Origin of the sequence: Brevibacterium ammoniilyticum (assembly GCF_038429965.1) — a bacterium.
GTDB classification, from domain to species: Bacteria; Actinomycetota; Actinomycetes; order Actinomycetales; family Brevibacteriaceae; genus Brevibacterium; species Brevibacterium ammoniilyticum.
The window spans coordinates 401,888-413,396 of the sequence record NZ_BAABNP010000001.1 but is presented as its reverse complement, the minus strand read 5'-3'; the positions used below and the strand labels follow the sequence as shown (position 1 = coordinate 413,396).

Genomic DNA, 11,509 nt, shown 5'->3' with positions numbered 1-11,509 from the left:
CGGACGTGACGCGGACGACGCTGAAGCCCACCGGGTCACGAAGTAGGCTTGGGACCATGAGTGGCTCCTCGAAACGCGTCTTCGTCGCCCGCCTCATCTCCGCCCCGGTCTTCGACCCGCTCGGGGACCAGGTGGGCCGTGTCCGCGACGTCGTCATCGTCTACCGCACGACGATGCGCCAGTTCCCGCGCGTCATCGGACTCGTCGTCGAAGTCCCCGGACGCCGCCGCGTGTTCGTCCCGATGGGCAGGGTGACCTCGATCGACGCCGGTCAGGTCATCACGACCGGCCTGGTCAACATGCGCCGCTTCGAACAGCGGCGCTCGGAGACGCTCGTCGTCAACGACCTCCTCGACCGCCGACTGCGGCTGCGCGAGGACGACTCCCCCGTCCAGATCGAGGACGTCGGGATCGAACAGCAGGTCAACCGCGACTGGGAGGTCACCCGCCTATTCGTCCGCCGCGTCCAGGAGCGCACCGCGTTCTCCGCCTTCCGGCGTCGCGGGGAGACGATGCAGATCTCGTGGTCCGACGCCGACCACCCGGCCGACTCCGCACAGGACCAGGAGGCCACGCAGCTCATCGCGGCCTACCAGGACACGAAGCCCGCCGACCTCGCCGACGTCCTCTTCGAGATGACCCCCGAACGCCGTCTCCAGGTGGCTCGGGCGCTCGACGACGAACGCCTCGCCGACGTCATCGAGGAGCTGCCCGATGACACGCAGGTCGAACTCCTCTCCGCCCTCGACACCGAACGCGCGGTCACCGTGCTCGAGGAGATGGAGCCCGACGACGCCGCCGACCTCCTCGGCGAGCTCACCGATGAACAGGCCGAGCAGTTCCTCACGCTCATGGAACCCGACGACGCCGAGGACGTGCGCACCCTGCTCTCCTACGACGAGCACACCGCGGGCGGTCTGATGACGACCGAACCGGTCATCCTCACCCCGGAGACGACCGTCGCCGAGGCGCTCGCCCACGTCCGCCGGGAGGATCTGCCGCCCGCGCTCGCCGCCGCCGTCTTCATCTGCCGTCAGCCCATCGAGACGCCCACGGGCAAGTACCTGGGCCTCGTCCACATCCAGGAGATGCTGCGCCATCCCCCTCACGAGGCGGTGGGCATCATGCTCGACACCGAGGTCGACCCCATGCCGCCGGACACGTCGCTGGCCGAGGTGACGAAGTTCCTCGCGGCGTACAATCTTGTGTCGGTGCCGATCACCGACGACAACGACCGGCTCATCGGCGTCGTCACGGTCGACGACGTCCTCGACGAACTGTTGCCCGAGGACTGGCGCACGACCGGTCGCGATGACCACAGAAGGGGGTAACCATGCCGACCGACGATTTCGACGTCCCCCGCTCCTCCAAACGCAAGCTGCCCCGGTTCGCGATCTCCCCGGAGACCTTCGGCCGCGGCGCCGAGGCGTTCGCCCGCTTCATGGGCACCCCGGCGTTCCTTGTCGGGATGACGGTCTTCTGCGCCGTGTGGCTGCTGTGGAACACCCTGCTGCCCGAGGCGGTCCAGTTCGATCCGCGATCGCTCAACTTCACCCTGCTCACCCTCATCCTCTCCCTCCAGGCCTCCTACGCAGCACCGCTGATCCTGTTGGCGGAGAACCGCAGCGCCGACCGCGACCGGGTCGAGTTCGAACACGACCGGCAGCGGGCCGAACGCAATCTCGCCGACACCGAGTATCTCGCCCGTGAGGTCGCGGCCCTGCGGATCGCGATGCGCGAGGTCGCCACGCGTGACTTCATCCGCTCCGAGCTCAAGGACCTGCTCAAGGAGCTCGAGGAGGAGAACCGGGACGAGCCGGCAGGGTCGAAGGCCCGCGAGAAGGGAAAGGGATGACCCGATGACAGAGACTCCGAAGACAGAGGATCCGACGACACAGAACCCGACGACCGCGGGTCCGACGACCGAGACCGTGACCGAGGCGCTGAGGACGGTCATCGACCCCGAGATCCGGCGGAACATCGTCGAGCTCGACATGGTCTCCGACATCAGCATCGACGGCGGCCGGGTCACCGTGACCGTGCTACTCACGATCGCCGGCTGCCCGCTCAAGGACACGATCACCCGCGACACCGAGGCGGCGCTGAAGAAGGTCGCAGGCGTCACCGAGGTCACCGTCGAACTCGGCACGATGACCCCTGAACAACGCACGGCGATGCGGGAGAAGCTCCAGGGCACAGGGGTGCGTGAGATCCCGTTCGCCAAGTCTGGTTCGCTGACGAAGGTCTACGCGATCGCCTCCGGCAAGGGCGGGGTCGGGAAGTCCTCGGTCACCGCGAATCTCGCTGCGGCGCTCGCGAAGCAAGGGCTGCGGGTCGGGCTCGTCGACGCCGACATCCACGGCTTCTCGATCCCCACGATGTTCGGCCTCAGCGGCCAGCCCACCCGGGTCGACGAGATGATCATCCCCCAGGTCGCCCACGGGGTGAAGGTGATGAGCATCGGCATGTTCGTGCCCGGCAACCAGGCCGTCGTGTGGCGCGGTCCCATGCTCCACCGTGCCCTCCAGCAGTTCCTCACCGACGTCTTCTGGGGCGACCTCGACATCCTCCTCCTCGATCTGCCCCCGGGCACCGGGGACATCGCGATCTCCGTGGCCCAGCTGCTGCCCGACTCCGAACTCCTCGTCATCACCACCCCCCAGCAGGCCTCCGCGCAGGTCGCGGAGCGGGCCGGTGCGATCGCCACCCAGACCCACCAGCCGATCGCCGGGGTCGTGGAGAACATGTCGTGGATGGAGATGCCCGACGGCACCCGCGTGGAGGTCTTCGGCTCCGGCGGCGGCCAGGTCGTCGCCGCCAACCTCACGGAGACGACGGGCACCGAGGTCGAACTCCTCACCCAGATCCCCCTCGACACCGCGGTGCGGGAGGGCTCGGATTCGGGCACCCCCGTCGTCCTCTCCGCCCCCGACTCCCCTGCCGCGCAGGCGCTGGAGACACTCGCGACTCGGCTCGCGCAGCGCTCCCGCGGGCTGTCCGGACGGTCCTTGGGTCTCAGCCCGGTCTGAGCCGGTCTCTGCCCCCGGAGGGCGGGTGTCCAGACTGGGTGCCGGCTCCGTTTCGCGTAACGGTTTCGTCATCCGCGCAACGATCGGGCATCGATCGTGTGATCTATGCCCCTGACGTCTGTAGTCGACCACCCCACAGTTCGACTGTCATCCCTGGTCAGGTCGGTGATCCTCGGTCCCCTCGCCGAGGCGGTCGACGAATCCTGCGTCCGCGGCGGCCCCTAGACTGGAGAGCACATCCCCTGCAGTCTCCCGCTAGGACCTCGCCTTGACCCACACCCCCCTGCGGCCGTTTTCGTCCTTGAGGCGCGCCGCGGCTCTCACCGCTGCGTCGACCGCCCTCATCCTCCTCTCCGGCTGTACGGTCGCCGGGCAGAACCGCGACGACGACGCGACCGACGAGGCCACCGTGGAGGCCTACCGCAAGACCTCCGCGGACAACCTCGCAACCCTGACGAAGGCGCTGCGCAGCTACGCCGTCGTCGACGAGACCTCCACGCCGGGGCTCAACGCCCACCTCTTCGGCCTGCCGGGCGCGACGTCGCTGGGTGCGGAGACCGAGAAGGTCGTCCTCGACAGCTTCGAGGCCGCCGGTGCCTTCGCGGGACGCAAGGCCTTCGATCCCGTGCTCACCGATCCCTCCCAGCGCTGGGAGGCGGCGGCCTTCGCGACCCCGCAGACCGCCTCGGCGAGCCCGACACCGACCTCCGACCCCACCGCGGACGGTGCCGACGGTGACGTCGACATCAGCAACCGGATCATCGCCGCCGGCGGTTCCTACCTCGTCAGCGCCGTGAGCCAGAAGGAGAACGCCGGATCGGGCGCGACCCAGACTCCCTCGCAGTCTCCGACGGCGAAGTCCGCGGGCTCGACCCGCGCGTTCGTCACCGACCTCGCGAGCGACACCACCGTCGATGCCGGCGAGCTCTTCACCGGCGACGTCGATCCCGCCGCGCTCTCCGCCGACGACACCGGCACCCTGTCGACGGGCGGCAAGGCCGTGCCGGCGGACGGTCTGAGCGCACTCGGCAAGAAGGTCGCCAAGGCGCTGCACACTCCCCTGACCCTGCCTGCCGACGCCGATGACCGGGATCCGGACTTCTCGTGCGCGCTGCTGCCGTGCGTGGCCCTGACCTACGACGACGGGCCCGGTGAGACCGACGTCGAGGACCGTCTGCTCAGCGCGGCGAAGACCGCGAACGTGCGGCTCACCTACTTCCTGCTCGGCAAGAACGTCAAGCACAACCCCGGGGTCGTCAAGCGCATGGCCGAGGCCGGACACGAGATCGGCAACCACTCGTTCAACCACCCGCAGCTGTCGAGGAAGTCCCCGGACGCCGTGAAGAAGCAGATCGAGGACACTGACAAGGAGATCGAAGCCGCCGGCGGCGGGAAGTCGACCCTGGTCCGCCCGCCCTACGGCGCGCTGACGAAGGCCACCGCGAAGGCGCTCGGCCACCCCTCGATCATGTGGGACGTCGACACCGAGGACTGGCGGTCGAAGAGCGCCTCGATGGTCGTCCAGTCGGTGCAGACCGCGACGAAGCCGGGATCCGTCGTCCTCATGCACTCGATCCATCCCTCCACCGTCGACGCCGCCCCCGAGGTCTTCAGCACCGTGCTCGACAAGGGCTTTTACCCGGTGACGGTCACCGACCTGTTCGCACCCCAGAAGCTCGAGAAGAGCGCCGAGTACTTCTGCCGCGGCTACTCGAACACGCTGTGCTCGAACCCCGAGCACCCGGACGTGCGCCGGAACTGACCGCACTGAGACACACGACAGCCCCGAGGTGACCGAAATGTCGCCTCGGGGCTGTTGCGTAGCTGGTGCTGAAGATCAGGTCGCGTCGGGGTCGGGCTTCCAGTCGCGTGGGCTGGTCCGGCATTCGCTGCATCTGAGATCAAGGCGCAGGCCGAGCGTCAAGCACCGCAGGGTTGTCGGGACTTCGCTGCGCCTGAGATCAGGTCGCGTCGGGGTCGAACGGGGCCGGGGCGGACCGGTCGCGCTTGGCGTGCTGGGCCTGGAAGCGTTCGATCGGAGAGCGCTGTACCGCTCCGGCACCCGCACCCGCCGTTGCGGCACCCGCCGTTGCGGCACCCGCCGAGGCTGTGCCCGACGAGCCGGTGTCGGTCGATGCGGGATTCGATCCCGCCGACGTGTTCTCGGTCGTCGATCCCGACGCCGAATCCTGCTCACGGCGCTTGGCTTCGCGGATCGCCGAATCCTCTTCGACGAGCGCTTCGCGCACGATGCGACGCGGATCGTACTGGCGGGGATCGAGCTTCTGCCAGTCGACGTCCTTGAAGTCGTCGCCGAAATCGCGTTTGACGTTGTCCTTCGCGCCTTCGGCCATGCGGCGGAGCTGACGGACGAGATCCCGCAGCTTCTGCGCGTATTCGGGGAGGCGTTTGGGCCCGATCACCACGAGTGCGACGATCACGAGGATGACCATCTCGGTCCCATTGATGCCCATGAACATGGTCTCCATTCTAACGTCTGCGCAGTAGGCTCATCTCCAGGCGGACTCTCAGTGGACACTAACCGACGGAAGGAGAGGAATGGACGACATCGTCGTCGAACGGGTGCTGCGCATCGTCGAACTCGTCCCCGCCGGCCGGGTCGTCAGCTACGGCACCGTCGGCATCGTCGCCGACTGCACTCCGCGCTACGTCGGCCGGGTGATGAAGGAGTTCGGGTCGAATGTGACATGGTGGAGGGTCGTCAACGCCGCCGGCCGACTGCCTGCGGAGCTGTTGGGGCGCGCCCGGGAGAAGTGGGCCGACGAAGGCACCGCACACAGCAGGGACAAGGCGCTCACCTCGGCGTTCCTCACCCCTGAGGCACTCGACGCGCTGTGGTCCGCGCACGGAACAGACCCCGATGAGCGGTTAGACTGAAGCGGAAGCAGCAGGGAAAGCGAGGGGCGTTTGTCACGCGAGCACGCCGGAGATGTCACATTCTCGGAGCAGTACAACGGACCCGATGCGCTCCTCGACGCCGCCCGCACCCTCTCCCACGACTACGGGCTCACTCCCGTCTCCCAGACCACCTCGTCCGCGCTCACGCTCATGGCCCGCCTGCTCCGCCCCGTCGCCGCCGTCGAAGTCGGCACGGGCACGGGCACTGCGACCCTCGCCCTGCTGCGGGGCATGCCGAACGCCGGGATACTCACCTCGATCGACACGAATTCGACCGTCCAGGGCGCTGCCCGTGACCTCATCGACCTAGCCGGCATCCGCCCGGGACGCCTGCGGCTGATGAGCGGACGCGGCGAAGAGGTGCTCGGACGTCTCGCCCCGGGGGCCTACGACCTCGTCGTCCTCGACATCGACCCGACGGGACTGGAGAGGATGTTCGAACCGGCGCTGCGCCTGCTCGACACGCACGGTCTCCTCGTCATCCATCAGACGCTGCTCTCCGGTGCCGTCGCCGACCCCGTCGACCGGTCCGCGCGCACGCAGGCGGCACGGTCCCTGCTCAGTCGCCTCGGCGAGCAGGAGAGGCTCGAACGCGTCCTCCTGCCCATCGGCGAGGGCCTGCTCACCCTGCAGAAGACCTGGAGCTGACCACCGCGTTCAACTCATGGTCGGTCCGTGAATGACGAAGCAGCAGAGACTTCGTCTCTGCTGCCGTCTGTCCGAGTCGTGCTCAGATGCCCAGGGTCTCCGCCAGAGTATCGTGGAGAGCCGTCGCCTCATCGGCGCTGAGTTCGATCACGAGTCGCCCGCCACCCTCGACAGGAAGCCGCATCACCATGCCTCGGCCTTCCTTGGTCACTTCCAGAGGTCCGTCGCCGGTGCGGGGTTTCTGAGCTGCCATGTGGGCGCTTCCTTCCATCGATTGAACAGGGCCGGTTCATCCAGGACGCACCGACTGTACTCATCCGATTATTCCACGAACCTGTGGTCAGCGGGGACACCGGCGTCAAAAACGCCCCCGTCACGGCGGGAGGTCCGCCGGCGGGGTGAAGTGCCACAGGTAGCCGACCCAGACGATCTGGAGGAGGACGAACGCCGTGATCACTGCGACCCGGTACCCCCGGGAGCGGATGACGGAGAGGGTGAGCGCGAGCGGGAACAGCGGCAGGAGCAGCCGCAGCGTCGAGGTCTGCGGGGTGAAGAAGATGAGCAGGTAGACGCCGTAGGCGAGGCAGAAGAGCTGCAGCGTCCGGCCCATCCTGGCGCCGGCCGGAGAGAAGATGAGGGCGAGCATGCCGGCGACGACGCCGATGAGCAGCAGCGGTCCGAAGGGCCCGACGAGGCTGTTGGCCTGGGCCAGCCACTGGACCACGTAGGTCGACTTCCCCGTGTGCCAGGCCGCCTCGGTGTCGGTGTAGGCCGTCATCGACCCCGTCGTCAGCCACGCATGGACGGGATGGATCAGGGCGGCAGCGCACGAGAGGACGCCGAGCGTCCACGACCGGACCACCTCGGCGGGCGGGTACGGATCCGTGCGACGGCGGAGGAAGCGGTCGATGAGGACGAAGAGCATGAAGAACGAGAACGCCACCCCTATGGGCCGGGAGAGGTCCATGAGGATGACGACGGGCAGCGCCGTGAGGTAGCGGCGCTCGACGATGAGGTAGAGGGCCAGCGCCTGGAGGAGCAGGGTGAGCGATTCGGCGTAGCCGGTGGAGAACACGGCGGCCGGCGGGAAGACCATGACGAAGGTCAGCGCCGTCACCGCCTGGCCCGGGGACACGAACTTGCGGAAGAGGGCGAGGATGACGATCGCGGCCAGACCCGCGGCCACGGTGGACACGAGCGGTGAGACGACCTCGTAGCTCGTCCCCGTCAGGCGCGCGATCTCCCCGGTGATCGCCGGATGCAGCGGATAGAACGCCCACTGGTTCTCCGCGACCCGACCCGCCTCGTCGACGGGCAGCACCGTGGGATAGCCCTCCTTCGCGACCCGGGCGTACCACGCGGAGTCCCAGAAGTTGAGGAAGTCCCCGAGCGTCGTCTCCACGGGCGACGACGACCACACGGCGACCTCCTGCCGGCGCAGCACTGCGGCGAAGATCGCGATGCTCACGATCCGGGAGGCGAGGTAGACGGCGAGTGCCTGCACCCACATCGGCAGGGTGAGGAAGAGCACGCCCAAGCGGTGGAGGCGGGAGGTGTTGAAGAGTTCGGGGAGGACGGTGATGCCGGGGAGGTCTGGGACTCTGCTCATCGCTTACGGCTGGGCGGCTTCGAGTTCGCTGATCCGCTCCCGCAGGCGCTCGATCGCGTGGTCGACCTCATCCATGCGGTACCCGCGCAGGGCAGGACGGAAGCTCAGCGAGTCGACGTCGGCGAGCGTGAAGCCCTCGGGCAGGGGCGCTGCGACGGTGTCGGTCTCCTCGGCGGCATCGGAGGAGAAGAGTTCGAAGGACGCAGCGAGGACGACGATGAGAACGAAGATCGCCGCAGCGACTCCGAGGACTATCCACAGTGGCATGGGACCATCCTGTCACACGAGTCTGGGGACTCAGCGGAGGCCGCGGACCGTGTGCCGGGCGGGCCCCTCCCCGGTGATCGCGAGGGTGACCGCGAGAGCATCGGCGGTCGCACGGACGTCGTGGGCGCGGATGATCGCCGCTCCCTTGGCCACCGCCAGGGCGGTCGCCGCGATCGTCCCGTGCAGCCGTTCGGCGGGACCCACCTCGCCGATCGCCTCGCCGACGAAGTCCTTCCGGGAGATCGCGAGGAGGACGGGGAAGCCCGTGTCGCGGAAGCGTTCGAGGTCGCGCAGCAGCCGCAGGGAGTGGTACGTGTTCTTGCCGAAGTCCGGGGTGGGGTCGATGACGATGCGGCCGGGGTCGACACCGGCCGTCCGGGCCGCCTCGGCGAGCTCAAGGACCCCGGCAAGCGTCTCGTCGACGACGTCGGAGCTGACGAGTCCGTAGCGGCTGCGGTGGGCGTCGGTGCGCGGGGACAGTCCCCCGGTGTGCGAGCAGACGAGGCCGACGTCGAAGCGCGCGGCGACCTCCGCGACGAGCGGATCCGCCCCTGCCCACGTGTCGTTGAGCAGGCCCGCACCGGCCGCGCACACCGCCTCGGCGACCTCGTGTCGCCACGTGTCGACGCTGATGAGAAGCTCGGGTCGGCTGCGGGCGACGGCTTCGACGACGGGCACGACGCGGTCGATCTCCTCGGCCACCGGGATCTCCCGGCCCCGCCCCGCACGGACTCCGCCGATGTCGACGATCCGGGCGCCCGCCTCGGCGGCGGCATCGACGGCGCGCAGGGCCGCATCGCAGGTCGCCGCGGATTCGTAGAACGAATCGGTCGAGCGGTTGACCACGGCCATGATCGCCGGCGAGCCCGCCCGCGCCTCGGTGAGCGAGAACGGAGTGACGCCGTCGGTCACTGCGCGGTCCCTGTCACTGTTCGGGTCCCTGGCCGCCTGCGGGAGCCTGGGCGACGGAGCCTGCGGGCCCGATCGTGGCGACGACCTCGTCGATGTCGTCGGTGAGGGTGAAGAGGTCGAGGTCGCCGGGGCTGATCGTGCCGGCCCCGATGAGGGTGGTCGCCATCCAGTCGACGAGGCCCTGCCAGTAGTCGGTGCCGAAGAGGACGATGGGGAACGAGGTGACCTTGCCGGTCTGGACCATCGTGAAGGCTTCGAAGAGCTCATCGAGGGTGCCGAAGCCGCCGGGCATGACGACGAAGCCGCGCGAGTACTTGAGGAACATCGTCTTGCGGACGAAGAAGTAGCGGAAGTTCACGCCGAGTTCGACATGGTCGTTGAGCCCCGATTCGAAGGGCAGTTCGATGCCGAGTCCGATCGAGACGCCTCCGGCCTCGGTGGCGCCGAGGTTGCCGGCTTCCATGATGCCCGGTCCCCCGCCGGTGATGATCGCGTTGCCGTTCTCCGCAAGCCTCCGGGCGATCTCCCTGGCATCCGCAAATGCCTGAGTGCCGGCGCCGAGGCGGGCCGAGCCGAAGATCGACACCGCCGGTCCCACTTCGGCCAGGGACCCGAAGCCCTCGACGAACTCCGCTTGGATGCGCATGACCCGCCACGGGTCCTCGTGCACCCAGTTCGACGAACCCCGGGACTCGAGCAGGTTCTGGTCCGTCGTCGTCGCCGGCACCTGGGAGCCGCGCAGACGCAGCGGGCCCTTGCTGTAGAACTGCGCGTCCTCACTCTGGTCCGCAGCGGCCTGCGCGGCCGGACGCGGGGCTGTCGAGCTCCGGTCCGGGGTGCTCTGGTCTGCGGCCACGTCGATCTCACTCTCCTCGGTGCTCACGGTCGCCTCGATTCGCTCAGTCGCTTCCGTGCGTTCAGTCGCCTCGGTGCGTTCGCCTGGCATCGCCCTCACCCCTTCTCGAGGTAGCTCAGCAGCGCCCGGGTCGCCGATTCCACTTCCCGGACCCTGACATGTTCGTCTGACTTGTGGGCGTACAGCGGGTTGCCCGGGCCGAAATTCACCGCCGGCACGCCGAGGGCGCTGAATCGGGAGACGTCGGTCCACCCGAGCTTCGCCGCGGGTTCGGCGCCGAGAGCGGTGAGGAAGTCCTGCGCGATGGGACGGTCGAGGCCCGGCCGGGCCCCTTCGGCGGAGTCGGTGACGACGACGTCGTAGCCGGTGAAGAGCTCGCGGAGGAAGCCTTCGGCCTCGGCGGCCGACTTCGACGGGGCGAAGCGGTAGTTGACGGAGATGCGGCATTCGTCGGGGACGACGTTGCCGGCGACTCCCCCACTGATGCCCACGGCCGAGAGCGACTCCCGGTAGTCGAGGCCGTCGACGGTGACGGTCTCGGCGACATGGTCCGAGAGGCGGGTGAGCACCTCGGCGGCGGCATGGATCGCATTGACACCCATGAACGCGCGCGCCGAATGCGCGCGGGTTCCCGTGGTCGTCACGTCGACGCGGATCGTGCCGTTGCAGCCGCCTTCGACGCTGGCGTTCGAGGGCTCCCCGAGGATCGCGAAGTCACCGGCAAGCCAGTCGGGGTGGTTGCGGGAGACCCGGCCGAGCCCGTTGAGTGCGGCGTCGACCTCCTCATGGTCGTAGAAGACCCAGCTGACATCGCGGACGGGATCGCGCAGCGCCGAGGCGGCCGTGAGCGCCATCGCCACGCCCGCCTTCATATCGCACGCGCCCCGACCCCAGACGACCTCGTCGCCGGCGGCCTCACCGGTGTCGAGCACCATCCGGCGCGGCGGCAGGTTGCCTTCGACGGGGACGGTGTCGAGGTGGCCGGCGATGACGATGCGCTCCTCGCGACCGAGCTGGGTGCGCGCGACGATCGTGTCCCCGTCGCGGAGGATCTCGAGCTCGGGTCCCTCACCGGCGCTGATCGCCTCGAGGACGGTGACGACGGCGTCAGCGATCGACCCCTCGTTGCCGGAGACGGATTCGATCGCGCAGAGGCGACCGGTGAGCTCGGCGGGATCGTCGATCGCGGCGAGCAGGTACGCGCCGAGGTCGTCGTCGGGGGTGAAGACCGCAGCGGTCTCAGCAGGTGGATGGGCAGTCATACGGCTT

At 68.7% G+C, this 11,509-nt stretch carries 13 protein-coding genes; 6 read left to right on the top strand and 7 right to left on the bottom strand.

The features are described 5' to 3' along the window. The first annotated feature begins 56 nt into the window (after positions 1–56). The 4 genes from AAHA49_RS01925 (at position 57) to AAHA49_RS01910 (ending at position 4,791) form a co-directional block, all read left to right on the top strand. Entirely contained in the window at positions 57–1,331 is a 1,275-nt protein-coding gene (locus AAHA49_RS01925) for a magnesium transporter MgtE N-terminal domain-containing protein (RefSeq protein WP_339391909.1), read from the top strand. Between the two features lie 2 nt (positions 1,332–1,333). Continuing rightward, the gene (locus tag AAHA49_RS01920) at positions 1,334–1,855 is read left to right on the top strand and encodes a DUF1003 domain-containing protein (protein ID WP_342037009.1); all 522 of its coding nucleotides are present in this window, start codon (positions 1,334–1,336) and stop codon (positions 1,853–1,855) included. Between the two features lie 4 nt (positions 1,856–1,859). Further along, positions 1,860–3,029: an Mrp/NBP35 family ATP-binding protein gene (locus tag AAHA49_RS01915; protein ID WP_342037008.1), complete on the top strand. Its 1,170-nt coding sequence runs from the start codon at positions 1,860–1,862 to the stop codon at positions 3,027–3,029. 268 nt (positions 3,030–3,297) lie between these two features. Continuing rightward, on the top strand, positions 3,298–4,791 hold the full coding sequence (locus AAHA49_RS01910) for a polysaccharide deacetylase family protein (protein WP_342037007.1): 1,494 nt from the start codon (positions 3,298–3,300) through the stop codon (positions 4,789–4,791). Positions 4,792–4,990: 199 nt separating this feature from the next. Here AAHA49_RS01910 and AAHA49_RS01905 read toward each other — a convergent pair whose 3' ends face one another. Beyond that, complete coding sequence (locus AAHA49_RS01905) at positions 4,991–5,518, bottom strand: twin-arginine translocase TatA/TatE family subunit (RefSeq protein ID WP_425286491.1); 528 nt, start codon at positions 5,516–5,518, stop codon at positions 4,991–4,993. Positions 5,519–5,588: 70 nt separating this feature from the next. On the opposite strand from AAHA49_RS01905, the gene AAHA49_RS01900 reads away from it, so the two are divergent. Both AAHA49_RS01900 and AAHA49_RS01895 read left to right on the top strand, forming a co-directional pair. Further along, a complete protein-coding gene (locus AAHA49_RS01900) occupies positions 5,589–5,927 on the top strand; it encodes an MGMT family protein (protein WP_342037005.1) in 339 nt (112 codons plus the stop codon). Between the two features lie 30 nt (positions 5,928–5,957). Beyond that, entirely contained in the window at positions 5,958–6,596 is a 639-nt protein-coding gene (locus tag AAHA49_RS01895) for an O-methyltransferase (RefSeq protein WP_342037004.1), read from the top strand. Between the two features lie 82 nt (positions 6,597–6,678). Here the strand turns inward: AAHA49_RS01895 and AAHA49_RS01890 are convergent, their stop codons facing one another. From AAHA49_RS01890 to dapE, 6 genes are all read right to left on the bottom strand, one after another. After that, entirely contained in the window at positions 6,679–6,849 is a 171-nt protein-coding gene (locus AAHA49_RS01890; protein WP_009375197.1) for a DUF3117 domain-containing protein, read from the bottom strand. Between the two features lie 120 nt (positions 6,850–6,969). Then, positions 6,970–8,205: a hypothetical protein gene (locus tag AAHA49_RS01885; RefSeq protein WP_342037003.1), complete on the bottom strand. Its 1,236-nt coding sequence runs from the start codon at positions 8,203–8,205 to the stop codon at positions 6,970–6,972. Positions 8,206–8,208: 3 nt separating this feature from the next. Beyond that, positions 8,209–8,472, bottom strand: coding sequence for a DivIVA domain-containing protein (locus AAHA49_RS01880; RefSeq protein ID WP_342037002.1), 264 nt, complete (start codon positions 8,470–8,472; stop codon positions 8,209–8,211). A gap of 30 nt (positions 8,473–8,502) precedes the next feature. Further along, a complete protein-coding gene (gene folP / locus AAHA49_RS01875) occupies positions 8,503–9,384 on the bottom strand; it encodes a dihydropteroate synthase (RefSeq protein WP_342037001.1) in 882 nt (293 codons plus the stop codon). Positions 9,385–9,397: 13 nt separating this feature from the next. Next, positions 9,398–10,267 carry an LOG family protein gene (locus AAHA49_RS01870; protein ID WP_342037000.1) on the bottom strand — a complete coding sequence of 290 codons (870 nt, stop codon included), beginning with the start codon at positions 10,265–10,267 and terminating at the stop codon, positions 9,398–9,400. 68 nt (positions 10,268–10,335) lie between these two features. Continuing rightward, positions 10,336–11,502 carry a succinyl-diaminopimelate desuccinylase gene (dapE, locus tag AAHA49_RS01865; protein ID WP_342036999.1) on the bottom strand — a complete coding sequence of 389 codons (1,167 nt, stop codon included), beginning with the start codon at positions 11,500–11,502 and terminating at the stop codon, positions 10,336–10,338. Positions 11,503–11,509 lie beyond the last annotated feature (7 nt).

What these genes read in the sequence shown, in the direction of transcription:
- AAHA49_RS01925 (WP_339391909.1), top strand. Translation starts at nt 57, where the DNA reads ATGAGTGGCTCCTCGAAACGCGTCTTCGTCGCCCGCCTCATCTCCGCC.
- AAHA49_RS01920 (WP_342037009.1), top strand. Translation starts at nt 1,334, where the DNA reads ATGCCGACCGACGATTTCGACGTCCCCCGCTCCTCCAAACGCAAGCTG.
- AAHA49_RS01915 (WP_342037008.1), top strand. Translation starts at nt 1,860, where the DNA reads ATGACAGAGACTCCGAAGACAGAGGATCCGACGACACAGAACCCGACG.
- AAHA49_RS01905 (WP_425286491.1), bottom strand. Translation starts at nt 5,518, where the DNA reads ATGGAGACCATGTTCATGGGCATCAATGGGACCGAGATGGTCATCCTC.
- AAHA49_RS01900 (WP_342037005.1), top strand. Translation starts at nt 5,589, where the DNA reads ATGGACGACATCGTCGTCGAACGGGTGCTGCGCATCGTCGAACTCGTC.
- AAHA49_RS01890 (WP_009375197.1), bottom strand. Translation starts at nt 6,849, where the DNA reads ATGGCAGCTCAGAAACCCCGCACCGGCGACGGACCTCTGGAAGTGACC.
- AAHA49_RS01885 (WP_342037003.1), bottom strand. Translation starts at nt 8,205, where the DNA reads ATGAGCAGAGTCCCAGACCTCCCCGGCATCACCGTCCTCCCCGAACTC.
- AAHA49_RS01880 (WP_342037002.1), bottom strand. Translation starts at nt 8,472, where the DNA reads ATGCCACTGTGGATAGTCCTCGGAGTCGCTGCGGCGATCTTCGTTCTC.
- dapE (WP_342036999.1), bottom strand. Translation starts at nt 11,502, where the DNA reads ATGACTGCCCATCCACCTGCTGAGACCGCTGCGGTCTTCACCCCCGAC.